The following is a 24,210-nucleotide window of genomic DNA, read 5'->3' as shown; positions in this document are numbered from 1 at the left end:
TCATCACCTACATACTCTCTACGGCTTTTTCGATAGCAGACTTCAGGATCCGCAAGACCGTCTCCTCACCGCTGCGCATCGGATTAATGCGAATCATCCGCTTCTCCAACGCGGGGACTGCGGCCAAAAACGTTCCGGAAACGCGATAAAACATAGGCACAAATTCATACCGCGATTCAGCTCCAACAGGATACGGAGCCGCACCCAGTTTTTCAGCTTCCTCCAGCACTTTTTCCGCAATTTCCTGTTCAAATTCAACCAGCAATACTTTGGACTGAGCATTGGCCAGAAAAGCTCTTTTCACACCGGCAATCTCCTTGTTATTCAGACGTGTAACCAGACGCTCATTGACTTCCGCTTGAATCGCAAGCATAACGGGTGCATAGATCAAACCTTGCAACGCTTCCAATGCTTCATATCCCTGAACTTGTAAGCCCCCGGAATAATTCTGTCGAACCAGTTTGCGGATATACTCCGCTTTTCCGACGATGCAACCGATCCCTTCCGGACCCAGCAATTTAAACAAAGAAAAACAAGAGAGATCCGCCCCCAGCTCTGCACCGATTCTTTTCACCTTCAGGGCGGCATAATTGTCGTCCGTTACGACGGGCAGATTCGGTCTGTTGGATTTAATCGTTTCAATCACCGCTTTCATATCATAACGGTCATCCATTTTCTGCCTGGTATATTGAATAAGAGCCGCTTTCACATTTGGATTCGATTCCAGGGTTTCTACAATGGATTCCGTCCGGTTGAAATCGGCGCGTACGACCTGTAAATTCAACAGATCGATCGTCGTTTGGGTGGTAGGGTAAATCGGAGCGTCATGAACCAGGATGTGGTCACCGGGATTCACGCAAGAAAACAGCGCCATCCGGATCGCATTGGTTCCTGCACCACGCACCAGCATGCAACTATCGGTGCGGAAAAACCGTGCCAATACTTTCTCCACTTTTTCAGTGATTCTGGGTTTATTTAATCCTTTGACGACGCCAAGATCACCGCGCGTCAAAATTTCACTGCCGCGAAACTCGCGGGTGATTTCATCTACGAGGCGAAATTGCAATTCTTTTGCTTCTTGTAAAGTCAAGCCGGGCAACGGAAAGGTCTTCATGCTGCAATGATTCCTCCTTTCAAAATTCTTTGCGGATTCCATCTAAGCATGTTTTCAATCGCTTGATCCCTGACTCCCCGTTCCTTCAGCATGGGAAGGAAATGGTCGATCAGATAGGTATATCCGATTCCCCCGTGATTGAATAAGTGGGATTTACGCGTAATGTCCAAAGACAGCATCACGCGTTCATCCAGCCCGCGCCCCGCAATTTCAGCCAGGATATCGGCACGGGTTTCATCCGGCAAATAATTGTTTTTACCGATGGTATCGAATTGTACGTAAGCGCCGCTGTCGATGAGACGCAGGATATACTCCAAATCACCGCTTAAATCGACATGACCGATAATGACCCGATTCACGTCTACACCCATCTCTTTCAATAATCGGATCTGCTCCAACCCCATGGTTCCAAAAGTCGTGTGAGTGGTAATCACTTTTCCCGTCTCCAGATGGGCCTTGGCTGCAGCACGAAACACTTTTTCCTCGGTCGGCTTGATCACATTTTTGGAAGAACCGATCTCACCGATGACGCTTGCCTTGATACCTGTCCCATCCATGCCGTTTACGATATCTCCAATCATGATGGCAGCGAGCTCATCCGCTGTTTTTTCTTTTACGTATTCCGGATAAAAAGGCTCTTTGTAAAACCCGGTTGAATATATGAGATTCATTCCCGATTCCCTGGCAACCCGCTCCATATATTCCACATTGCGCCCCATGCCGATGTTGGTAACCTCAACAATATTGCGAACCCCTTGCCGGGCAAGGCGCTTCAATTCCTCCACTGTATCGGCAAAGCAATCCAACCGACAGTCAAGGTTTTCTTTGACTCCGGACAGGTCGACAAAAATATGTTCATGCATAAAGGTATATCCATCGATGTACTCCATCTCTATCACCAAATGATCATTTGCTCAAGTAAAGAGGAAAGAGAGAGGTTGAATCTCTCTCCCTTCGCTGGAATCATATGCAGATGAATCATTTACCCGGGACGTACAGACCGACAACATACAGAATATTGACGATAATACCCAGCAATATGGCGGCAACCGGGCCCACAGCCATGTCATCAACAGGCTTTTTCATATATTTGTTCAAGGTGAAAATCCCTGCCACGAATAGAAAACCTAATCCCGGTGCAATTTTGTCAGCAGCCATCATACCGCCGACAAGCAATGAAATTTCCAACACCTTGTTCATGGCGACGCGAATATGCTCACCGGCTGCTTTCATGCCCGGGTATTTATCAAGCGCTTTTGCAATCAAATCAAGGGTGTAAACTTCGAACATCACAGTAAGCGCACCCGCAATGAAAGCGAGGAGAGGATTGTGCGGGAACAGGAAGCCCACTACAAAAACGAATTTAGTTCCCGCCGGACTGTATACGCCTGTGACGATGGCTGTCGTCGCCACCAGCGGGACAAAGCTGATCGCCCGGGCCAATGAAGTCATGCTGGCCGCCGAGAGGTTCCCTTGTTTTACCAGGTTTAACGAAATGGGGTCACCAGCCATCATCAGCATACTGGCCGCAGCGGCAATCAACCCCCCGCTGACCGCGAGAAACCAGATGTTCTTTTTAATTTGAGCCACCCGGTCGGCAAACAAGCTTAACAATGCAGCATTTGCTCCCGATTCATTCGGATCCGCTTTTTGGCGAATGGCAAAAAAGATCATCATCGACATGCCAACCAGCAATGCCATCCCGTCAGCATTTAATGTAACGGCCGTTGCTCCCATCTTTATGTTTCCGTAATAGGCGAAGAATTGACGTGTTAAAAACGTAAGAATAAAAGTCAGAATTCCTCTCTTAAACCCGTATTGCATGGCAACAACAAGTGCGGGGAATGCGGCAAAAGCCGTAATAACAGGCGCACCAACAGCGTCCATGGCCGGGATGAAGTTGACAGGCAATTTCTTAAAGGTATCAACAATCAGCTCCAGTCCATAAACGAGCCCCATTCCGTAAAGCGCTCCGACAACGCCGGAAAGCACAAAACCTTTTTTGCTTGATGGGAACCAGGTACCGATGATGTCCGTACCAAGAAGGACGCTATGGATCAAAAGAATATTCGTACCGATCGAAAAGGGAATCCCAAAACCGACGACAAGTCCGAAGCTAAGCGCAAAGCTTGTGGCTGCAAGAGCTTTACGATCCATGCGACCTTCGATAAATTCCGGCATGATCGGCCGGAGTCCGTCGTTAAATACGGCAACGTTCCGGTTTACCAGAACAGCTGAGATCGCGCCGATGAGCGCGATGACGAAATACCTCATGAGTTCGGTATTTTCAAACATTTGAATCCCTCCGGTCCCTCACATGATTCAGTGTTCATCCGTTTAAAATTGCATTTAAAATGACAGGAATCACTTGCTCTGCATGTTGCGGCGTAAAGCCGAACGCTTTTTTGCCGTCTTTAACGCTTTGAAGAATCTCTTCGTCGCTGAGCATCTTTCCGGGAGTCGATACGGACACGCATTGATTCATTCCCAGCATGGCAATGGCCATGGCAAGTGCGCCTCCGCCGCCGGTATTGCATGCGCCAAAATAATAATCAGCCTGGTTGTTTTTTACTGCCATCGCCGCCTCGAAGTCAGACTTAATCTCCAAACTCACTTGATCTTTGCCGATTTCCTTGATCATCTCAGCGATCTTTTCCTTTTCCAAATAACCACCTACAACAATCTTTTTCACCTATTTCACTCCTTCACGTTTCCATGATCAGATTTGTTTTAATAAAGCAGCCAGATGAAGTAACATATACTGCTTTTCAGCGGTGGTAAATGGAACAGGGAGCACTTCTTGAACGGCCTTCCATATATGACTCGCTTTTTCAAAATCCCCATCATCTCGCAATTCTGAATACTGACCCTCGTTCATTTCCTTGATGCTCTTTCCTTCCAGCTGACGGGATACCGCCATCGCCAGATGAGTGATCATCATCGAACCGGTTTCTTCGTTCAGATCCATCCCAAATTGCTGGTTCAGCAAGCGCAAGACGTTATGTAAAGATTCTTTGGTCTGAACGTCAATCTGCCCGGATTGATGCAGAAGATCAATTCTTTGCTGCAACAGATCCATGGATATCCTCCATTTTAGTAACTGGGAATCATCTGGTTTCGCACGACCAGTTTTTGAATATTGGTGACGTAAACAGGGTCTAAAATACCTCGTAAAATATTTACAATTCCATTGTTCTCTTTTGAAACAACTAACACCGCATGTGTCGTTTCGCCTGTTAAATCATTGATGGTTCGGTAATGAAGGTCCAACTTTTTCTCTTTCACTTCATCCAGATTCCAGACACCAGCATCGACTCTTTTATCGCTTATTGCACTAACAATTTGGTTATAAGGCATATCGATCAGCTCTATGTCTTTGTCCCTGCAGATCTGTTGGGTAATGAAATATTGATCAAAGGAATTGGAGTCAACGGCAACCTTCATTCCATTTTCAATGCGATTTTTATCGCGTGATGCAAATAAGACGACGTGTTCGGACAAATACGTGTGCGGGCCAAAGTCGATGCAAATATCAACCGCTTCCCCCTTCTCCATCGCTTGCTTCGCGGCGAGTTTGGAGGTGATGACAAAGCTGTAAGCCCCTTTTTTCAACATTCGAATGCGGTACTTCGATCCGCGTACATAGGCCAGGCTGAAATCCAAACCAGCTTTTGTAAACGATTTATATAATCCGGTTGCCAGGCCTTCATATAGTTTGGAGTAAGGAAGCGGCATAGAACCGGTCAAGAGACCAATTCCCGTCAGCTCCCACAGTTTCTTATAATCGATTTCAACTATGAACGTCCCCAGATGTCCTCTGCTTTCCAATATGACCGCTTCTTGCTTTTTTAAATAACTGAAGGCGTTTTGGATGGTTCCTCTTGAGATGTTCAGTTTATCCACATAATCGGAGATGGTTAAGATTTTATCTCCCTTTTTCAAGGGCATCAGTTCCCGTGCCAATTTCATGACGGCAATCGCGCTCTTTTGCAATAAAGCCTCTCTCATCGACCACATCCTTTCTAAATTGGTCATTATACAAAATACAAGATATTGTACATTGTGCATTGTGCAGAATATAAATAATATTTAATCAAATCCTATACTAAAAAATTGGTTTAGTAAACCCTTTCTCAGTGAAGAAATCAAGCCGGTTAAAGGTTTAGATATTATTGATTTGGGGGCAGGTACTGGGAGTTTCACAACCATTTTAGCACCACACGCCAAGTCCAGTAGAGCAAGTCACAAGACGAAAAAAAAGCACCTACCTGTAAGCGACCTTTACCGTAAACTGCAGTAGGGTCAAGCAAAAAGCCATTGAGTCTATGAAGTACTCCTTCGTAGATTTCATTGGCTTTTTTTGTGTCTGTAGCAGGGAAGGACCTCTTTTTCATTCAAGTTTCATCATCTATGATGGTATATATCTATGTTGGTTGGAGGGAATCCTTTGATAGCTAAGTTAAAAAAATCGGTTCCCCTGAGCGATTCTTTCCTTCTTCCCATCGCCTTCGTCATTGGAAAATTCACGGATCACATCGTCCCAGGGCTGTCGTGGTATTTCTCATTGCTGATTGTTGTTTGTGCAGTGCTGTTGATTGACGGACTGTTGCGGCTGGTTCGCCTGGACAGGATCAAGGTCTCTTACTGGGTTTCACTTTGCATCTTGATATTGGGGTGCATTGCGGGGGAATTCATCACATAACGGAAAAAACCTTTAGCTGGTTCTTTAGCGGTTATGTACGTATAAAACGACAGTACGGGATGCTTAATAGAGCATCCCGTTTCTTTCTGATTTACTTGCTGCAAACATCTGGGATATCCACCCGTAAAAGGTCAGTTACAGGTACTGTCAGCGCATGTTTACAAAGTACTACTTCATAGGCATGCTTCTTGTGGTTCTAAGTGTTTGTAACACTTGTTGAACATGCGCTAAAACTCTTTAGGTTTATTTTGTATTCCCATTAAAGTATTTCAGGCAAGCAATGCAGCAGAAATACCAGGACAGTGCCGCTTTTTCATCCTTCCTTTCCCTTGATCTTGTTTTGGAGTGCCAAATGTGGCTGTACATCCCTGACAAAATGGTTCTTTTATCACATCAAGTATCCACGTAAATATGACTGGGTTCATTACGATAGAATTGAGTATATAAACAGAAATAATTACCAGCACCGTCTGGTTAACCAGTTATTAAAAGGAAAAAACAAACTTATAAACTGGTAAGAAACCCCTATATAAGAGCCGTCAGCTCTTTTATTGCTACAGTGGTGCACAAAGAGATGCTTGGAGTTTCGATGCCCGACGAGAAAATAGCATTTAAACCTTATTTGTATTGGGTAAAAAAACAGCTGAAAAGACATGGTGCAATCGACCCACATATTGCTCCGCAAGTATATGGAGGGAGAAGAAACAATTGTTCGTCGTTATCTGTATCTCGAGCGGTTTAAACAAGAAATTGGCAAACTGGAAAAACAACATGGTTTGAGACCATTTCCACTCTCCCTCATTACAAGATCTGCTCATCATCAGTCCAATAAAATGACCATGACGGGAGAATTTGCAGAGGTTCCTTTTTCAAAGACATATGTTGCATTGGGAGGGGAATTACCCACTGTTGACAGTTTTTATGATTCAGAAACAAAACAGTTGCTCAGAGAAATCTATCACAAAGATTTTGTGGTGTATAAATATCCGAAGAGCGGTAGTTTGAGACGCTGAGATACTGTAGTTGATTTCAATCGGATTATATTAGCCCCCCTTAACTGGGGGGCGTTATGGATAAACCACGATCTGCGGTTTTTTCCACTCTTTCTTGAGCCTCCAACAATCCTAACAACCGCTCGTCATCCACGTTGCCCCCGCTGATGAGACAGACCACGTTTTTACCGGCGATATCCGGAATACGCCCGTTACGCAATGCAGCCACTCCGACGGCACCGGAACCCTCCACCCTCTGATGGTGTTGACGAGCCATCCAACACATGGCCTCGGCAATCTCCTCTTCCCCCACCAGTACGAAATCATCGACATAATGCAGAACCAATGGAAAGATCTTTTGACCGATGCCCCCATGCAAACCTTCGGCGAGCGACTCTCGATACGTTACTTCCACCATCCGTCCTGCACGGAACGAATAGTACCACGGCGGGGAGGCATGACTCTGCACACCGATGATCCGAATATCTGGACGAACCGATTTGGCCAAGATCGCGATACCCAGGATCAATCCGCCACCTCCGGCCGGAACTACGATCACATCTGCCTCAGGCCAATCAAGTAAGATTTCCAGTCCGATCGTACCGTGCCCGGCGATGGTATGCTGGTCTTCATAGGCATGAATAAATGACCGGCCATTTTCCGCTGCCAATCGGTACGCATATTCTTCCGCTTCATCATAGTTGGTCCCGTGAAACACCAGTTCCGCTCCTAATCGCTGAATGCCTGCCACCTTGGTCTTGGGTGTTCGTTCGGGTACCACCACCTGTGCCGACGTACCCACCAATCCCGCCGCATACGCTACCGCCAACCCGTGATTCCCGGCGGATGCGGCGATCACACCCCTTTTTCTTTCTTCCTCGGACAACATTCTCATCTTGTTGATCGCCCCTCTGGGCTTGAACGAACCAGTTCGTTGGTAGTTTTCCAACTTGAACCGCACCTGTGCCCCGATCAAATTACTGAGTGGAACCGATGGGGCCAAAGGGGTCCGATCGACGAAATGTTCGATGTGGTGACGCGCCCGGAAGATATCGTGAACGGAGATTTCCACACGCTTCATCCTTTCGTTGTAGGTTGACATCTCATATCTTCCCAACTAGAATGAAAGTTCAAACTACTAAACATCGGAACATCATGGGTGAAGGGATTTGGGGCCACGGTTCCTAACTGTGACATGGGGGTGTCTTATTTTGCTTCCCTAATTAAACGGTGAACGGCAGGGAACGAGTGAGGAGGAGAGTCTCATGCCGATTGACTTTCATTCTAAGGACAACCGTTTCACCTATGCTACACGTCGGGCTGATTCATCTTGGATGTCTGGGATCCAAAAAATCGTTGATGTGAAAGGCAAACACATTTTGGATGTCGGCTGCGGTGGGGGTATTTACTGTAAGGCATTTGCTGAGATGGGTGCAGAACATGTTACCGGAGTCGATTTTTCTAAGGAGATGATCAAAGGCGCTGTAGAAAACTGCAAGGGCTATCCCCAAATCACGTTTGTCGAAGGGGATGCACTTGATACGAACTTACCAAGTTCCCAGTATGATGTGATTCTGGAAAGGGCACTTATTCACCATCTGACGGACTAGGAAGCGTGTTTCCGTGAGGCCTATAGGCTATTGAAACCTAGCGGCATATTGATTGTGCAGAGCCGCACCATTGAGGATGCCTTGCAACCGCCGAATGAGCATCATATTCGAGGGTATTTCTTCGAAGTATACCCAAGACTCATTCAAATAGAAGCCGAACGAAGACACGATGGCAAAACCGTGAAGAAAGCCTTGCTGAAAGCGTGCTTCCGATCCATTGACGAATACAAATTAAGTGAGACAAGAAAAACCTACACCGGTCTTGAGGAGCTCAAGGATGAACTTTTGGCGAGAACAGGTCGGTCCATTTTGCACGAACTATCGGATCTGGAATTGGAATATCTCGTTCAATATATATGCGAACGCTTGCGTAATCGCAGTACGCAAGAAATTGTCGAGCAAGATTATTGGACGATTTGGTTGGCTAAAAAGGAATAGTAGCCCATCAATGGATTCCCGATCGCCCATCCGGCAAATCCGTCAATCGGTCAACACTTCCACCGGCAGTTATCGCATCCCTCTCTCAAACAGTTCCCAACTATAGCATAACGGATTGCGAAGTACCACGAAAAAAGCCGCCCTTTCTCACGAAAGGACGGCCAACTTTTTTACAGAAATAGTCGCCTGAAAGCCCACGGCGCCCATAGGAAGTACCCTTGGGGTATTTCAATCGTGGGATGAAAGGCGGCGTTGCTCGGTGCCCTCTGAAGAGGGCGCTTAGAGCAACATTTTTTGTTTTTAGTTGTTGCAGTATTAATAAAATACTGATACAACTAAAAACATGGGACAACCATACAGAAGGACCAAAAAGACGGTATCTCTGATTAACTACCACTTTGTTTTCTGCCCACGTTATCGCAGAAAAGTGTTGATAAACCAAGTGGAAGAGAGATTCAAACAGTTGGTGAAAAACATTTGTCAGGCTGGAAACGTTTCAAGAGAAACGATCCGGCAATATGTGGAAGAACAAGAGAAGAAAAGGGGGTGAATGGATGCCCACCATCACACTCAAGCTGGAACTGTATAAACCAATCAAATTCAAACAGGCCATGTATGAACGAATGACACAGATCAACACGAAGTTTGCAAACTGGCTCTTGCTTCATCCCGACGTGAACAAGGCGACCAGCAAGATTTTCAAGGAGTTTTCTGACGAGAAGTTCCCGTCTGCGATCATAAACCAAACGATCCGGGATGTGAAATCGCAGAAGAAACACCAACAAGCTCGGGCATTCAGGAAGATGTGGTGTTCGTTCAACAATCAGAACCTGAAAGTCGAGAAAAACGGCGACTTCTACACGGTGTCGTTCCCTATGCTTGAGAAGCGCATCGGTGTGCCGGTTGTGGCTCGGTCATATCAGCAACAATGGCTGGATCGGATCATCGACGGAATGGCCAAACAAGGAACGGCGAAGCTCTACAAGAAGAAGCGCAAATGGTTCATTGCCTTGCCGATCACGTTTGATGTGGAAGCCAGCCAAGGCGAAAAGGTGATGGGCATTGACCTCGGACTCCGCTATTTGGCGGTGGCAAGCATCGGAACCAAATCCCTGTTCTTTAAAGGGAATCAATGCGCATACATACGCAGACGCTACGCCGCCAAACGGCGGAAGCTGGGCAAAGCCAAGAAGCTCGATGCGATCCGCAAGTCCAAGAACAAAGAAGCCCGGTGGATGAAAGATCACAATCACAAGATCAGCCGTCAAATCGTCAACTTTGCGGTATCCAACGGTGTTGGAATCATCCGTATGGAAGACTTGACGGACATCCGAAACCGAGCTAAGTCAAAAAAAGAAGCTGGACGGAACCTGCATTCCTGGTCGTTTTATCAGCTGAAAGAGATGATCCGCTACAAAGCAGAGATGGCGGGTATTCGGGTGGAGATCGTCAATCCCGAATACACCAGCCAAACCTGCAAGTGCGGTTATCGCGAAAAGGCGAACAGAAGCGGTATCCGCTTCAAGTGCAAACAGTGCGGATACACTATCCATGCTGATCTGAATGGGGCGATCAACATCGCCAAAGCCATTTCAGGGTTAGTAGCCTAGCACACTGGTAACAGGTGTGCCGCCCATCCGGGTACGTGCTAACCGGGTGGGATGGGCTGATGACACAGCCCTAGCTTGAGGGTTGCCCGAAACAGAAATGGACTGAGGGCGTTAACCACTCAAGAATCCCACGGCTTTTGCCGTGTGGAGTGTCAAATCCCGTACATGCCGAAAAAGATCCAGACTGAACCAACGACGGTCACCACCGCGACGAAAACACCGTACAAAGTGGTCACCACTTGGTACGTTCCGCTGCCCTCCGTCCAGTGCATGAACATCAACAGTTGGACGAAGAACTGCATCACAGCCAGTACGAGAATGGCAGTCAACATGACCGGCTTGGTCACCGGTGCATACAACGCTACCCACAGCGCCGCGAACGTCAGGACCAAGGAGAGGATGAACCCCAAAATATGCTTGATCGGTGTTTCACGATGACCGTTGCCGGTTTGTGCGTTTCCTTTTTCTTTTGCCATCAGTACGCCACCCCCATCAGGTAGACGAGCGTGAAAATGAAGATCCAGACCACGTCCAGGAAGTGCCAGTACAAGCCGACGATGAACACTCTCCTGGCCGTGGCGGCGGTGACGCCGCGTTGAACCAATTGGATCAAGATCAGTGTCATCCAGAGAATCCCCAGGCTGACGTGCGCACCGTGCGTGCCCACCAACGTGAAGAAGCCGGACAGAAATGCGCTTCGTTGCATGGTCGCGCCTTCACCCACGTAATGGACAAACTCCGTTATTTCCAGTGCGATGAAGGCCAGACCCAAGAGCAAAGTCACAACATACCAGAACAGGATACCTCCCTTGCTCCGGTTGCGCAAGGCCAAGGTGCCGAGACCGCAGGTGAAACTGCTGGTCAACAAGATGATCGTTTCCATCATGAAATCCTTGATCTCAAACAGTTCTTTCGCTGTCGGTCCGCCGGCAGTGCGCCCCGCCAAAACGAGATACGTGGCAAACAAACTGGCGAACAAGACGATTTCCGCACCCAGGAACACCCAGAAACCGAAGATTTTCAGACGACCTTCCTCTGTTGAGTACTCCAAGGGCAAGGCGGACTCTTCCGCGGATTTACCGTGCGTTTGCAATGCGTGTTCTGCCATCGTCACGCCCTCCCTGCCGCAGATTCCGTACGCTCGATCTCATCCACTTGAATGTAGTGGTGATCGTCGTATTCAAACGAACGTTTCAGCATGCAATACAGCACGCCGAGCAATCCGATGATACCCATCCAATACCATTCAAACACCAACCCAAACCCGGCGATGAAGAACCAAATCGACATGATAAACGGCCGGCCAGAGTTGTTGGGCATGTGAATCGGTTTGAGTGGTCGCAGTTCCCAAGGTTGTTTCCGTTTCCGCTTCTTCATGTGCCACCACGCGTCCACGTCATCCACTTCCGGGATGCGGGCGAAGTTGTAGTGCGGTGCCGGCGAGGAGATCGACCACTCCAGCGTCCGCCCGTTCCAGATGTCGCCCGTGACATCGCGTTCGCCGTGACGCACGCTGTACAAGATGTTGTACACCATGATGAGGAACCCGACACCCATCATATAGGCGCCCACCGTAGAGATAAAGTTGTACGGAGTCCAGCCAAGCCCTTCCGGATAGGTGTATATCCGCCGGGTCATCCCCATTAAGCCCACCAAATACTGAGGGAAGAAGCAGACATTAAACCCGATGTTAAACAGCCAAAACGCCCATTTCCCTTGCCGTTCGTCCAGCTTGAAACCGAACATTTTGGGCCACCAATAGTACAGCCCCGCCAAACAACCGAAAACGGTTCCCCCGACCAATACATAGTGGAAGTGGGAGATCAGGAAGTAACTGTTGTGATATTGGTAATCCGCCGGTGCCACAGCGAGCATCACCCCGGTCAGGCCCCCGATCAGGAACGTGGGGATGAAGCCGACCGACCACAGCATCGGCGTCGTAAATTCAATCCGTCCTTTGTACAGCGTAAACAGCCAGTTGAACACCTTCACCCCGGTCGGAATGGCGATGGCCATCGTCGATATCGAGAAGAAGGAGTTAACGGCCGGTCCTGCGCCCATCGTGAAGAAGTGGTGCACCCATGTAAGGAAGCTGAGTGCCGAGATCACGACCATCGAGTACACCATCGCGCCGTATCCGAACAGCCGCTTACGGGCGAACGTGCTGATCACATCGGAGAAAATGCCGAATGCGGGCAAAACCACGATATACACTTCCGGGTGACCCCAGATCCAGAACAGGTTGGCCCACATCATCGGCTCTCCTCCACCGGAGATGGTGAAGAAGTGCGACCCGAACAACCGGTCGATTGTCAACAAGGCCAACGCAACGGTCAGCACCGGGAACGCGAAGATGATGATGATCGACGTGATCAACACGGACCACGTAAACATCGGCATCCGCATCAACGTCATGCCCGGCGCGCGCATTTTCAGGATGGTGACCAGGAAGTTGATCCCGGTCATCAGCGACCCGATTCCGGAAATCTGCAAGCTGATCAGGTAGTAGTTGATACCGGGTCCGGGAGCAAGATCACTGCCGGCCAGCGGTGTGTAGTTGGTCCAACCCGCATCCGGCGCGCCACCGATCATGAACGAGATGTTGAACAGCATGCAACCGACGAAAAACAGCCAGAAGCTGATGGCGTTCAGGTAAGGGAATGCGACGTCACGCGCTCCGATTTGCAGCGGCACGGCCACGTTCATCAATCCGAAGATGAACGGCATGGCCATGAAAAAGATCATGATCGTACCGTGCGCGGTGAAAATCTGGTTATAGTGTTCCGCGTCCAGAATGTGCAGGTTGGGCAAAGCCAACTGCGTCCGCATCAGCAAGGCGTCCACGCCCCCGCGGAACAACATCAACAGGGACGTCATAATGTACATGATCCCGATCTTTTTGTGATCAACGGTCGTCAGCCATTCGTCCCACAGCCATTTCCATTTCTTATAGTAAGTCAAGACGAAAATGATCCCGGCGAGAGTGAGCACGCTCAACACTTCGGCGACAACAATCATCGGTTCGCCGGTCACCAAAAAGTTCTTGGGAAGATGAAATCCCATACTTGCCAATCCTCCTTCTCCCTCAGTGGGCGTGATGGTGATGGTGCATCGTTCCGGTGTCAGGCTCTTTCGGCCCGTTCATCTTATCCCGGATGCCTTTGACTTCCCCAATCAATCCCGCTTGATCGGCAATTTTGGGATAGGAAGAGAAGGTCATTTTCTTCGCCAAACCACGCTCCAACAACTGAAGATACTGCTCTTCCGTTTGTTTCGGCGCGGTTTTCTTCACCTGCTGAACCCATTTGTCATAATCCGCAGGCGATTTGGCGATGACGTCAAAGGTCATGTGGGTGAAATACTTACCGGAGAAGTTGGCACTTCTCCCTTGGTACACACCGGGTTGATCCGCCTGCAACCACAGATGCATCACCATGCCGGGCATGGTATATTCCTGTCCGCCCAGTGAAGGAACCCAAAACGAGTTCATCGGTCCCACCGCGTCCATCTCGAAATTGACCGGTGTATCGGCGGGAATTGTCACGTAGTTGACCGTCTCAATTCCTTCCTTGGGATAGCGGAAAATCCATTTCCAATCCGCCGACGTCACCTTGATGGTGATCGGCGGTTTGTCACTGGAAGGCTGTTTTTCCAAGCCGTATGTCGCCTTCACCGTGGGAACCGCCAATGCGATGACGACTACGATGGGAATCAACGTCCAGACCGTCTCAAGGAGCTTGCTGCCCTCCTGATCCGGCGGTTCGTAGCCTTTGTTTTCCGGTTTGGCCCGGTATTTGATGATCACGTACGCAAAAATCCCAAATACCGCCAAAACGATGATCAACATTAATCCGAACGACCAAACGATGAGATCATATTGTTGTTTCGCGATAGGGCCTTTCGGATCCAGTACCACATATTGTTCACGGCTGCAGCCCGCCAGCAGCAACACCGCCGACAAGCCGATCAGTGTCAGCCATTGACGTAAACGTTTGCGAAATGGCTCCATCGTCGTTATCCCCTTTCCCGCATCAGCGCAAAATTGTTCAACTTTTCACATAAGTCGATCCCAAGGTTTCGCCGATGCTCCTTCACTTTCGGTTGGTTTCCGGTAATAACCGGTAATTTTAGGGTGTTTCAGGATATGTTAGGGCTTTGTAAAGGATTTTGATTCCATCCCATCATATCAAATCCTATCCCTTGCAGTCCCCGGTTTCAGCTCGAATTCAAATGAATTTCAACAAGATGAAACAAATCAGCCACCATTTGTCGATAAAAACGTCACATATATGGGATAAATTACCTAAAATCATACACACCTGGTTCTATCAGGATTGGATACAGCTTCTTTTCTCAACTTTTGGGCAGGATCCAATTCGATAGTGTATACAGTCGACTTGCCTGCCGGAAGTAACGAAAACCGGATTCCCTTAATGGGAACCCGGTTTTTTCATGAAAAAATGGCACATACGAAGAGGGGCGATCCCGTGCAAAGAGGATCGACCTTGGATAATGAGATTGGGGAATATTAACGGTACGTCACAATGCGATCCAGAGAATGGCGGTGATGGGGATAGCCAGGTTCAGCACCTTTGCCGATCGCCACCAAAGCGGGAATTTGCACGTGATCCGCCAGGTTGAGAAGCCGTCGCACCTTGACGGGGTCAAACCCGAGCATGGGGGAGGTGTCGTATCCCATTCCTTTCGCCGCAATGAGCAAGAATCCCAAAAAGATATATGTCTGAGCCGCTCCCCATGCTCCACGTTGTTCTACACTTTGCGATCCGAACGTATCCAAGATGGTTTTCTCCAACCGGTCCACCGCTTCGGGCGGCATGTTGGGGTGTGCAAATTCCCGGGGGTGTTGGAGTACATCCTCCATATCGCTGGTGACCACGATGACGGCGGGAGCCGAGCCAACCTGCTTTTGTCCGTAGGCCGCCTCTTGCAACTGTGATTTCAATTCCGGATCGGTCACGACGATCAAGCGCCACGGTTGTACGTTCCACGCACTGGGAGCCAAATGGGCCAACCACAGGATCTCCTGCAAATCTGCACGCGGAATGGGCTTTTGTTCGTACTCTCGAATACTGCGCCGGCTTTCAATGGCTTCTTTCACGCTGAGGGTCATCCGACGTGTTCCTCCTCATGCATTTTTCTCAATTTTGATACCATTCAATTCGAAATTATTATACCGCACCATACCGAAAACTGCACCGGGCTCAGTCGCGGCTTGTCGATAGAGGAAAAGGAGCAGCTGATCCGACTGCTGAAAAAATGGGGCTGGAAATGCAAAAGCGATTGAAAGAGCAAAAATGTGAACACCCCATGCATGTAGCATGGGGTGTTTATGTTCATCTGATGCCGACATAAGCCGGTTTGGCCAGCAACTCGGGTATCGTCACGATTTCGTAGCCGTGTGATTTGAGGTAGTGAATGATATGCGGCAACGCTTTGATCGTGTTGTCCAGGTGTCCGGGCGCTCCCGCCGAGTGTTGCAGGATGATGCCGCCCGGTCCCGTCTGGTTCTGTACATAGCGCATGATTTTGGCCGTCGGCGTACCCGCCCAGTCGCGGGTATCCACACTCCAGTTGACGATGGTGTATCCCAGCTGATGAAACCGCTGTTCGAGCTGATCATTCAGCTTTCCGTACGGCGGACGAACCAACAGCATACGCATACCCGTCAAATTGAAAATGACGGTATTGGTCCGTTCAATCTGTGCTACCGCCTGACTCGGGGTCAAACGGGTCAAATCGGGATGATTCCAAGAATGGTTGCCCAACACATGTCCTTCCTGGAGAATTCGCCGGATCATCTCCGGATGTGCTTGGGCATTTTTCCCCGTAACAAAAAAGGTGGCGTGGACCCCTTCTTTTTTCAGGATGTCCAACACCCGCTTCGTGTAGTATGTATCCGGTCCGTCATCAAAGGTGAGCGCCACGGCTTTTTTTCCGCCCGATCCCTTGAAAATGATCAATGGCTCGGATTGGGCAGACGGTTTTTGCTCCGACAGTTGGGTGGAGCCTTTCCAGTGATTGTTCCGGGTGTCAGCTTGGGTATGCTTGCTGTCCGGCAACGCCCTTTGCTCCGGCTGTTTGGCAGGCTGTGTGCCTGATGCGGGTGATGCATGTTTGGATTGCGGAATTGCGCCGGATGCGGGCGGTTGATGCTGTGCAGTATGTTGTTGCTGATGGTCCACGTGCGGCTTCGAAGCGGGGGCCGACTTCGCTGTTTCCTGACCCGTACAGCCCGCACCCAACAAGACCATCACCCCCAAAAGTGCGAACCGGCTCCACAGTCGCAAATACGTTCCCTCCCATTTCTCTCAAACTCTCTCTACTCATTTGTTAATGATAGAAAAAAATCAACACAAAAAGAGAAGGTGCAGTTCACGTCACCGCACCCTTCGGGTTATGCCTGCCGTCCAAACCGATCGAGCGAACGGATGATTTCATTGTACCACGATCGTCACGATTCGACATTTTGCAAACAGGCCCGATTTTCTATTGAAAACAGTAGAAAATAACCTTTTTTGTCTTCTTTCCTTTCTCTCCGATCTCTTTTTGTGAAATCTCATGAGGAAATCAGTGGATATTTTTAGAGCGGGCTAACCGAACCCGCTCACCAGCAAACAACGGTTTAACCATTGTATTTCTCCATTTCTTCTTCGCTGATGTCGAAGTTGGCATAGACGTTTTGTACGTCGTCATGGTCTTCCAACGCTTCCATCAAGGCCAGCATTTTGGGAACATCTTCTCCCGACAGCTGGACCGTATTTTGCGGCACCATCGTCACTTCGGCGGTGGTGAAGGACAATCCCTCTGCTTCCAGCGCATTTTTCACTTCCTCGAAGCTTTCCGGATCGGTTGTGATTTCATAGGTTTGGTCCGTCGTTTGGAAATCCTCCGCTCCGGCTTCCAACGCCACAGCCAAAATGTCTTCCTCGTCCTTGTCCGTTTGGCTCCGGTCGATAACCAGCAGCCCTTTGCGGTCGAACATCCAGGCCACACAGCCGGATTCACCCAGGTTGCCGCCTCGTTTGGAAAAAATGTGCCGCATGTCGGCGGCAGTCCGGTTGCGGTTGTCCGACAGTGCCTCCACCATCACCGCAACGCCGCCGGGACCGTACCCTTCGTACACGATATGCTCGTAGTTGTTGCCTCCGCTTTCTCCTGTCGCCTTTTTGATCGCCCGTTCGATGTTGTCGTTGGGCATGTTTTGCGAGCGCGCCTTGGCGATGGCCAAGCGCAACCGCTGGTTGTTATTGGGATCCGGGCCGCCTTCCCGTGCGGCGACGAAGATTTCGCGAGCCAATTTGGCGAACAGTTTGCCCCTCAGTGCGTCTTGCCGTCCTTTACGATGTTGAATGTTTTTCCATTTGGAATGACCAGCCATGTTCCACACCTCTTCCCACAGCGTCATCCGTATTGTTACAAACCCCAATCACGCAGGTAACGGAAGTCGACGCCGATCGTGCGGTCTCCCAGCTTCAGAATCACCGGCAGTCGGCGTTTGTACTGGTTTCGCACGATCCGGCGAGTCACCCTTTCCACAAAATCGGATGGGAACCCCAGCTCCGACAGCTGTTCCCGCGTATAGCGGCAATCGATCAAGTAGTACAGGAGCCGGTCGACGTCGAAGTAACTGAAACCCAATTCTCCTTCGTCGGTTTGATCCTGCCACAGATCAGCGCTCGGCGGTTTGTCGATGATTTGTTGCGGGACGCCCAGATAGGCAGACAGTTGGCGCACCTGTGTTTTGTACAGATCCCCGAGCGGGTTGACCGCCGACGCCATGTCGCCGTATTGGGTCCCGTAACCCAACAACAGTTCCGTCTTGTTGCTGGTACCGATCACCAATGCGTTGTATTGGGCGGACAGGTCGTACAAAATCGTCATCCGTTCGCGTGCCATTTTGTTTCCCCGTCTGAGTGGGGTGGCATCGGGAAACCGCTCAAAATAGGCATCGATCTGCGGAGTGATATCGATGGTGATCGACTCCACACCCGTGTCGTCGATCGCTGCCTGCGCATCGGCCAAACTGGACGGACTGCTCGTTCTGTACGGCATCCGCACAGCCGTCACACGATCCTTGCCGAACGCTTCGACGCACAGATACAACGACAGAGCGGAATCGATGCCGCCGGACAACCCGAGGATGACCCGATCAAACCCAGCTTTTTCCACCTCTTCCCGCAGTGCACGCGTCAAGAGATCGACGGTCAGTTTTTCATCCACCCGTAAATACGGTGCTTGCACAAACATCTCTTCGATCCTGTTCATGACCGGGTCCCCTCCTCCGTCCGCTGAGCAATGATCCGGTTCAGTTCACGCGCCGTCAACTCCACATCCTCGTCGCGCAACATCGGCATTTGGAAACGGGCCCGGCGAATCTGATCCGGCTTCACGTCGACCAGCACCAATTCCGGCTCGAACAAGGCACCTTGCTTGATCAGACGGCCGAACGGATCGTAGGCCATCGATCCGCCGAAAAAGGTGACACCGTCCTCTACACCGACACGGTGGGAGAAAAAGACATAAGACCCATGCAGCATCGCATGAGTGGAAAGCAGACGGTGCCACACCTGCTCAGACCCCAACCCTTCACTTCCCACGCGGCGAGCCGGGGAATTGGACAGAACGATGAGCCATTCCGCCCCATCCTGTGCCAACAGATACGGCACCGAAACATGCCACATGTCCTCGCAAATCAGCATGCCCATCCGGCCGAATCGGGTCTCGAAGCTGCGGATATTTCTCCCACGCCCGAAATACCTGGCTTCGTCAAACATGCCGTACGTGGGCAGATATACTTTGCGATGAACGTGCACGATCCGGCCGCCGCTCGCATAGACACCGGCATTATACAAAATATGATCCGGACTTTCCTCCACCATCCCGAACACGAGATCCATCTCTTCGGACAGCGATACCAGCTCCTGGATCTCGGGATGGTCCATCGTCCGGGCCACTTCATACGTTAAATCTTGCAGTTGATATCCCGTCAAGCTGAGCTCCGGGAAAATGAGGAGATCCACCTGGTTCTCCTTCGCTTGCTGGATCATCTCCCGGTGCAATGCGAGATTACGATCCAACCGTCCCAGTGCGGGACGGATCTGCGCCAACCCTATTCTCATCGATCGGCCTCCTCAAAACAACAAAAAAGGCTTATGAAATCATTCTTCATGATACCATAAGCCTTTCCATGCTACCAAGATCTTATTGTTTCGAGAAATCGCTGCCAATGTTCCCGGTCCCGGATGAGCTGTTTGAGATAGGGCAACGATTTGACAAGTACGTATCCTCTCTTCTCTTGGGCAAGACCGACCGCTTCCCGGAAAACTTCATTGGGAAACGAAAGCAGCACGATGAGTAGTGTCTTTTCCCCGGCGGAAAGAGGACGAATCGATTCGTATTCGGCCAAGAGCATCCGATATATATCCGGTGACCAACGATGTTCAGACAGCGTGCGGGACATCAATTGCCATACATCTCCCAGCTGGCTGTCATAATCGGCTGTCTCAAAATCGATCAGCCACAACTGTCCTTTTGTGTCCGTCACCCAATTGTGACTGGCCAAATCACGGTGTGCCAAACGGTGAAGGCGACGATCCCGTTTCACCCACTTGCGCAACTCCAGCGCGTTCAACCGCGACATCGCCGCCACCCCGGCTTGATAAAAAAACGGACCATATGCCTTTATCAAGGAGGCCAACTCATGATCCGTATCTTCGGATGTCGTTATCGTCCGATAAAACTCGCGCAGCCGGATGCCCAGACGCTCTTCCAGTAAATATTCCCCCTGATGATACGACCGGGTCTGCAAACCGTTTCCCAACCGATGAAACCAGGCCAGTTGACGCACTGCTTTCCGTGCATCCGACAAGTTTTTGTATGAAGCCGGTTGTCCCGGGATAAGTGGTGTCAACACCCATCGCTTCCCGTCCGTCCGGATTTGTGGCATCAGATGAAAGCCGCGCATCCGCATCTCCCGGTCCACCCACAGCCACCAGTGCAAGTGGGTAACGTGCCGAACCGGTTTGGCTACCCAATCTCCTCTGGAAGTACGTACCCGCCATATGCGCCGAAACGGTTCCACTCCCCAGACCGGGGTGCCCAGTACATCGGCCACCCGCAGAAGGTCTTTTTCTTTCATGCTCCCTTCACCGTCAATATTCCGCCGATGAACTTTCCGCCGTCTCCACCGCGCTTTCCCATTCAAAAGCAGGTTGTGTCGGAGATTCCTCTACGGCTTGCGTCCGCGACAGACCAGACGGTTTTCCCGAAGTACGTGGAATCCCCGATGAGGGTGACGGCCACGTATTCCAATAAGGCGAGAACATCGGTGGATAATACGTCTGGTAATCAGGTGTGTTGGGAAACACTGGCGGATAGAACTCATACGGGGGATAGGGTAGGGGCGGTATGCCGGGATGAAAGGGCCTCGGATAACCTGGCGGCTGGATCGGTGTCGGGATGCGCGGGACTATGGGACGACGGGGGCGAGGGGGAGGAGGATCCTGGTAGGAGGAAGACTCCTTCTCGCCTGCCGTCGATTTTGAGAAGGTGGTGTTCACCTTCACCCGACCCGTGGGTATTTTCACTTTGGTTCCCAGTGGCAATCCGTCTCCGTCACTTAATTGCGGGTTGAACTCTTTCAACGTGGCAATGGCAACACCGTAACGCGTCGACAGGTCATTTAGTGTTTCCCCCGATTGCACGATATGAATTTTCATCCGTTCTTCCCTCCCATAAAAACTCCGCTGAAAAAAGGAACACGCTCCGACGATTCGGAAGCGCCCTGTATCACAGTTGAACGTCTACTTACATCATATGCACCCATGGGCGATTTGCTTACTTTAACAAAATGTTGCGATTTCGTCGGACCGGATAGTTGACGAGATCAAGCGCAAATCGATATCGTAGGCTTGGAACCCTTTGACAGGAGCGATCGCGATGAAAATCAAACCGAATCCCGTATGGTTTTTGGTCAGCATGATCTCCTGTGCAGCCTTGCTTCTCTTTGCCGGTGGATTTGTTCTCGGTGTCAAAGAGGTCTTGTCGCCACCGGATGCACCGGCCGTCCCTGCTACCACAAGCAAACAGGAGCCGACGAGGGTTACTGTCGGCAACGGGCTTCTAGTCGGTTTGGGTGATTCACTGACCAGGGGAACGGGGGATCTCTCCGGTAAAGGTTATATCGGTTACGTACGGGATGCCTTGGAAAAGCAAACACGGCATCCCGTTGGTCTGGTCAATCTGGCGGTCAAAGGTCAGACTTCCACCCAATTGGCTCAACAAACCGATGAACCGCGTGTTCGTCAACTGGTACGTTCCGCCAGCTGGATTACCTTCACCATCGGTGGAAACGACTTGTTCAGGGGAAGCGGCGGTCCGGAGCGCATCAACACGGACGCATCGGAACAAGCCCTCCGCCTATATGAGCGAAATCTGCGGCACATTCTGGACAATATTCGCAAACACAATCCGAACGCTCCCGTTTTCGTGTTCGGTTTGTACAACCCGTTTGGAGACTTGGCGGGCAAAGACCAAACTTCCCGTCTCATCTGGGAGTGGAACAATACACTGCAACGCGTGGCCAATCAGTATCCCCGCGTGGTGGTGGTACCCACGTTCGATCTGTTTCAACTGAATCCCGGTCGATATCTGTATACCGACCATTTCCACCCCAACTCAGACGGTTATCGCTTGATGGCCCAACGGCTGATCCAAGTGATGAATCCGTCAAGCGGAGGTGACACCCATGCCCAATGAATCTGCGCCCGTCTTGTCAGTCGAGGGTCTCACCAAAACGATCGGTTCGCGTACCATCGTGGATCACGTCTCCTTTGAAGTGCGCCCAGGTGAAATCTTCGGCTTTCTCGGCCCCAACGGCGCGGGGAAAACGACCACGATCCGTATGCTGGTCGGGTTGATCCGGCCCACTGCAGGATCGATCCGCATCGCCAGTCATGATTTGCAAACCGACTTTTTGCGTGCGATCCGCCATGTGGGTTGCATCGTGGAAAATCCGGAGATGTACCCCTACCTGACCGGAAGAGAAAACCTGGAAATTTTCGCCCGTATGCAGGGAGACGTGAGCGCTGAGCGACTCGAGGAAGTCGTTCGGTTGGTGGAGTTGGACCACCGCATCGACGATCGCGTCAACACCTATTCGCTCGGAATGCGGCAACGTCTCGGCATTGCCCAGGCCTTGCTGGGGCGTCCCTCGTTGCTCATTTTGGATGAACCGACCAACGGGCTGGACCCCGCCGGAATCCGGGAGCTGCGGGCGTTTGTTCGGCAATTGGCCAAAACGGAAGGCATCAGTGTGTTCATCTCCAGTCACATTTTGCACGAGGTGCAATTGATGTGCGACCGGGTTGCCATCATCCACCAAGGCCGCTTGGTTAAAACCGGTACCGTCCAGCAATTGTTGGCGGGGTATCCCCGTGTGGAGTGGAACCTGCGTTCTGTTGCAAAAGGCGAACAGGTATTGCGCTCCCTACCCGATGTAGTGGTCTTGGAGACAACGGAAGACGGCGGCGTGTTGACACAGATGCCGGAAGAGCGAATTTCCCAAGTCAACCGTGCCTTGTTGGAAGCGGGAGTGGACGTGTTCGGCATTCAGCAGAAACGACCCACATTGGAAGACTTATTCCTGGAGACGACGGAGGGGAGCCACATTGCGTAATTTCGCGGGTTTGGTCTACAACGAACTGTTGAAAGTGTTGCGCAAACGGCGAATTCTGGTCGTTCTGCTGATCTTGGCCGTGCTGATTCCGGTTTTTACATACGCCCAGTACCGCACCGTGCAAAATACCGTGAAACAGCTGGGCACCTCCGATTGGCGCGCCGTCGTGCAACAGCAAATCATCGACATGCAAAACCGTCTGTCTTCCAGCCGCCTGCCGGAGGAGTGGAAAAACTGGATTCGCCTCAACATACAACAGCAACAATATTACCTGGATCACAACATCAACCCGACCAGTCCCGGAGCACCTACATTCGTCCGAAAATTTGCGGAAGAATCGTTGTCCCTGTTTCTCCCGTTGCTGGTGGTGGTGATCGCATCGGACATGGTTTCGTCCGAGTACGGGGCTGGTACCATCAAATTGCTCCTCACCCGGCCGGTTCGCCGCAGTCGCGTGTTGTGGAGCAAGTTCGTCGCCCTTCAGTTGGCGGTGGCGCTGATGTTGCTGTTGAGTGCTATTTTGTCTTATGTGATCTCCGGGGTGCTGTTCGGATACTCCGGATGGACAATGCCTGTGCTGACCGGCTTTCAGGAACGCGGTGGAGAGCTGATCACCACTCATGTCCATCTGGTACCGCAATGGCAATACATCCTGATGAGCTACGGACTGGCATGGTTCGCCTGCTCCGCCGTGGCCACAATCTCGCTGATGGTGTCGGTCTTGGTACACAGTACGGCCGCCAGTATGGGTATCATGATGGCCGCCCTGATTTCCGGTACCCTGCTTTCCCAGCTGGCCCCTTCCTGGTCGGCGCTCAAATATCTCGCTTTCACCAATCTTGAGCTGACCAATTTTCTTTCTGGCTCTCCGACAATGGTGGAGGGGTTGACGCTTCCCTTCTCCCTCGTCGTACTGTCCGTCTGGTCGCTGGTCAGTCTCGTTGTCGCATTTGCCGTATTCACCCGGCGCGATGTGTTGGCATAGCGGACGCAGATGAAACGAGCCGGAAAGTGATGCAAGTCGGTATGGATGGACAATCCATAGTC

The 24,210-nt window shown here is 50.6% G+C and carries 26 protein-coding genes and 1 pseudogene; 9 read left to right on the top strand and 18 right to left on the bottom strand.

Going from position 1 to position 24,210, the window contains the following annotated elements; all coding sequences use genetic code 11:
- Positions 1–7 precede the first annotated feature (7 nt).
- The 6 genes from KI215_RS05555 to yhfZ form a co-directional block, all read right to left on the bottom strand.
- Positions 8–1,114: an aminotransferase class V-fold PLP-dependent enzyme gene (locus KI215_RS05555; protein WP_212774566.1), complete on the bottom strand. Its 1,107-nt coding sequence runs from the start codon at positions 1,112–1,114 to the stop codon at positions 8–10.
- Entirely contained in the window at positions 1,111–1,977 is an 867-nt protein-coding gene (locus tag KI215_RS05550) for a phosphotriesterase family protein (RefSeq protein ID WP_246512209.1), read from the bottom strand. Before KI215_RS05550 ends, KI215_RS05555 begins: the two co-directional genes overlap by 4 nt.
- A 115-nt stretch (positions 1,978–2,092) precedes the next feature.
- The gene (locus tag KI215_RS05545; RefSeq protein ID WP_246512208.1) at positions 2,093–3,409 is read right to left on the bottom strand and encodes a YhfT family protein; all 1,317 of its coding nucleotides are present in this window, start codon (positions 3,407–3,409) and stop codon (positions 2,093–2,095) included.
- 34 nt (positions 3,410–3,443) lie between these two features.
- Entirely contained in the window at positions 3,444–3,806 is a 363-nt protein-coding gene (locus tag KI215_RS05540; RefSeq protein ID WP_212774564.1) for a DUF2620 domain-containing protein, read from the bottom strand.
- A 27-nt stretch (positions 3,807–3,833) separates the two neighbouring features.
- Positions 3,834–4,193: a PRD domain-containing protein gene (locus tag KI215_RS05535; protein WP_212774563.1), complete on the bottom strand. Its 360-nt coding sequence runs from the start codon at positions 4,191–4,193 to the stop codon at positions 3,834–3,836.
- Positions 4,194–4,207: 14 nt separating this feature from the next.
- Complete coding sequence (gene yhfZ / locus KI215_RS05530; RefSeq protein ID WP_212774562.1) at positions 4,208–5,122, bottom strand: GntR family transcriptional regulator YhfZ; 915 nt, start codon at positions 5,120–5,122, stop codon at positions 4,208–4,210.
- A 439-nt stretch (positions 5,123–5,561) separates the two neighbouring features.
- Here yhfZ and KI215_RS05525 point away from each other — a divergent pair, with 439 nt between their 5' ends.
- Both KI215_RS05525 and KI215_RS05520 read left to right on the top strand, forming a co-directional pair.
- Positions 5,562–5,816: a hypothetical protein gene (locus tag KI215_RS05525; protein WP_212774561.1), complete on the top strand. Its 255-nt coding sequence runs from the start codon at positions 5,562–5,564 to the stop codon at positions 5,814–5,816.
- Positions 5,817–6,469: 653 nt separating this feature from the next.
- Complete coding sequence (locus KI215_RS05520; protein WP_212774560.1) at positions 6,470–6,829, top strand: hypothetical protein; 360 nt, start codon at positions 6,470–6,472, stop codon at positions 6,827–6,829.
- A gap of 40 nt (positions 6,830–6,869) precedes the next feature.
- Here the strand turns inward: KI215_RS05520 and KI215_RS05515 are convergent, their stop codons facing one another.
- Entirely contained in the window at positions 6,870–7,910 is a 1,041-nt protein-coding gene (locus KI215_RS05515; RefSeq protein WP_246512207.1) for a threonine ammonia-lyase, read from the bottom strand.
- Between the two features lie 163 nt (positions 7,911–8,073).
- Between KI215_RS05515 and KI215_RS16180 the strand changes: the two genes are divergently transcribed.
- The 4 genes and pseudogenes from KI215_RS16180 (at position 8,074) to KI215_RS05500 (ending at position 10,466) form a co-directional block, all read left to right on the top strand.
- On the top strand, positions 8,074–8,418 hold the full coding sequence (locus KI215_RS16180; RefSeq protein WP_338048329.1) for a class I SAM-dependent methyltransferase: 345 nt from the start codon (positions 8,074–8,076) through the stop codon (positions 8,416–8,418).
- A gap of 30 nt (positions 8,419–8,448) precedes the next feature.
- Entirely contained in the window at positions 8,449–8,856 is a 408-nt protein-coding gene (locus KI215_RS16175; protein ID WP_338048328.1) for a hypothetical protein, read from the top strand.
- A gap of 343 nt (positions 8,857–9,199) precedes the next feature.
- Positions 9,200–9,337, top strand: a pseudogene (locus tag KI215_RS05505) (transposase); the annotation flags it as partial.
- Positions 9,338–9,410: 73 nt separating this feature from the next.
- Positions 9,411–10,466: an RNA-guided endonuclease InsQ/TnpB family protein gene (locus tag KI215_RS05500; RefSeq protein ID WP_212774559.1), complete on the top strand. Its 1,056-nt coding sequence runs from the start codon at positions 9,411–9,413 to the stop codon at positions 10,464–10,466.
- Positions 10,467–10,618: 152 nt separating this feature from the next.
- Here the strand turns inward: KI215_RS05500 and qoxD are convergent, their stop codons facing one another.
- The 11 genes from qoxD to KI215_RS05445 all read right to left on the bottom strand — a co-directional run bounded on the left by qoxD (position 10,619) and on the right by KI215_RS05445 (position 21,205).
- Positions 10,619–10,942 carry a cytochrome aa3 quinol oxidase subunit IV gene (gene qoxD / locus KI215_RS05495; protein ID WP_212774558.1) on the bottom strand — a complete coding sequence of 108 codons (324 nt, stop codon included), beginning with the start codon at positions 10,940–10,942 and terminating at the stop codon, positions 10,619–10,621.
- Positions 10,942–11,574 (bottom strand): cytochrome aa3 quinol oxidase subunit III, encoded by a 633-nt coding sequence (gene qoxC, locus KI215_RS05490; protein ID WP_212774557.1) that lies wholly within the window; start codon positions 11,572–11,574, stop codon positions 10,942–10,944. Before qoxC ends, qoxD begins: the two co-directional genes overlap by 1 nt.
- 2 nt (positions 11,575–11,576) lie before the next feature.
- Positions 11,577–13,529: a cytochrome aa3 quinol oxidase subunit I gene (gene qoxB / locus KI215_RS05485; RefSeq protein ID WP_212774556.1), complete on the bottom strand. Its 1,953-nt coding sequence runs from the start codon at positions 13,527–13,529 to the stop codon at positions 11,577–11,579.
- Between the two features lie 22 nt (positions 13,530–13,551).
- Positions 13,552–14,475, bottom strand: a complete 924-nt coding sequence (gene qoxA / locus KI215_RS05480) for a cytochrome aa3 quinol oxidase subunit II (protein WP_212774555.1) — start codon at positions 14,473–14,475, stop codon at positions 13,552–13,554.
- Positions 14,476–14,994: 519 nt separating this feature from the next.
- The gene (locus KI215_RS05475) at positions 14,995–15,597 is read right to left on the bottom strand and encodes a nitroreductase family protein (RefSeq protein WP_212774554.1); all 603 of its coding nucleotides are present in this window, start codon (positions 15,595–15,597) and stop codon (positions 14,995–14,997) included.
- Between the two features lie 223 nt (positions 15,598–15,820).
- Positions 15,821–16,774: a polysaccharide deacetylase family protein gene (locus tag KI215_RS05470; RefSeq protein WP_246512206.1), complete on the bottom strand. Its 954-nt coding sequence runs from the start codon at positions 16,772–16,774 to the stop codon at positions 15,821–15,823.
- A gap of 335 nt (positions 16,775–17,109) precedes the next feature.
- Positions 17,110–17,865, bottom strand: a complete 756-nt coding sequence (locus tag KI215_RS05465) for a YebC/PmpR family DNA-binding transcriptional regulator (protein WP_212774553.1) — start codon at positions 17,863–17,865, stop codon at positions 17,110–17,112.
- 35 nt (positions 17,866–17,900) lie between these two features.
- A complete protein-coding gene (locus tag KI215_RS05460) occupies positions 17,901–18,752 on the bottom strand; it encodes an NAD+ synthase (RefSeq protein WP_246512205.1) in 852 nt (283 codons plus the stop codon).
- Positions 18,749–19,606 (bottom strand): nitrilase-related carbon-nitrogen hydrolase, encoded by an 858-nt coding sequence (locus tag KI215_RS05455; RefSeq protein ID WP_212774552.1) that lies wholly within the window; start codon positions 19,604–19,606, stop codon positions 18,749–18,751. Before KI215_RS05455 ends, KI215_RS05460 begins: the two co-directional genes overlap by 4 nt.
- A 71-nt stretch (positions 19,607–19,677) precedes the next feature.
- The gene (locus KI215_RS05450) at positions 19,678–20,625 is read right to left on the bottom strand and encodes a protein kinase family protein (protein ID WP_212774551.1); all 948 of its coding nucleotides are present in this window, start codon (positions 20,623–20,625) and stop codon (positions 19,678–19,680) included.
- 13 nt (positions 20,626–20,638) lie between these two features.
- A complete protein-coding gene (locus tag KI215_RS05445; protein ID WP_212774550.1) occupies positions 20,639–21,205 on the bottom strand; it encodes a LysM peptidoglycan-binding domain-containing protein in 567 nt (188 codons plus the stop codon).
- A 220-nt stretch (positions 21,206–21,425) separates the two neighbouring features.
- Here KI215_RS05445 and KI215_RS05440 point away from each other — a divergent pair, with 220 nt between their 5' ends.
- From KI215_RS05440 to KI215_RS05430, 3 genes are read left to right on the top strand one after another with little or no spacing between them, the layout of a single operon-like run.
- Positions 21,426–22,244, top strand: coding sequence for a GDSL-type esterase/lipase family protein (locus KI215_RS05440; protein ID WP_212774549.1), 819 nt, complete (start codon positions 21,426–21,428; stop codon positions 22,242–22,244).
- Positions 22,234–23,163 (top strand): ABC transporter ATP-binding protein, encoded by a 930-nt coding sequence (locus KI215_RS05435; RefSeq protein WP_212774548.1) that lies wholly within the window; start codon positions 22,234–22,236, stop codon positions 23,161–23,163. The genes KI215_RS05440 and KI215_RS05435 overlap by 11 nt, the downstream gene beginning before the upstream one ends.
- Positions 23,156–24,148, top strand: a complete 993-nt coding sequence (locus KI215_RS05430; RefSeq protein ID WP_212774547.1) for an ABC transporter permease — start codon at positions 23,156–23,158, stop codon at positions 24,146–24,148. Before KI215_RS05435 ends, KI215_RS05430 begins: the two co-directional genes overlap by 8 nt.
- The last annotated feature ends 62 nt before the right edge of the window (positions 24,149–24,210 follow it).

Source organism: Polycladomyces abyssicola (assembly GCF_018326425.1).
In the GTDB taxonomy this organism is placed as follows: domain Bacteria; phylum Bacillota; class Bacilli; order Thermoactinomycetales; family JIR-001; genus Polycladomyces; species Polycladomyces abyssicola.
This window is presented reverse-complemented; position numbering and strand designations above follow the sequence as displayed.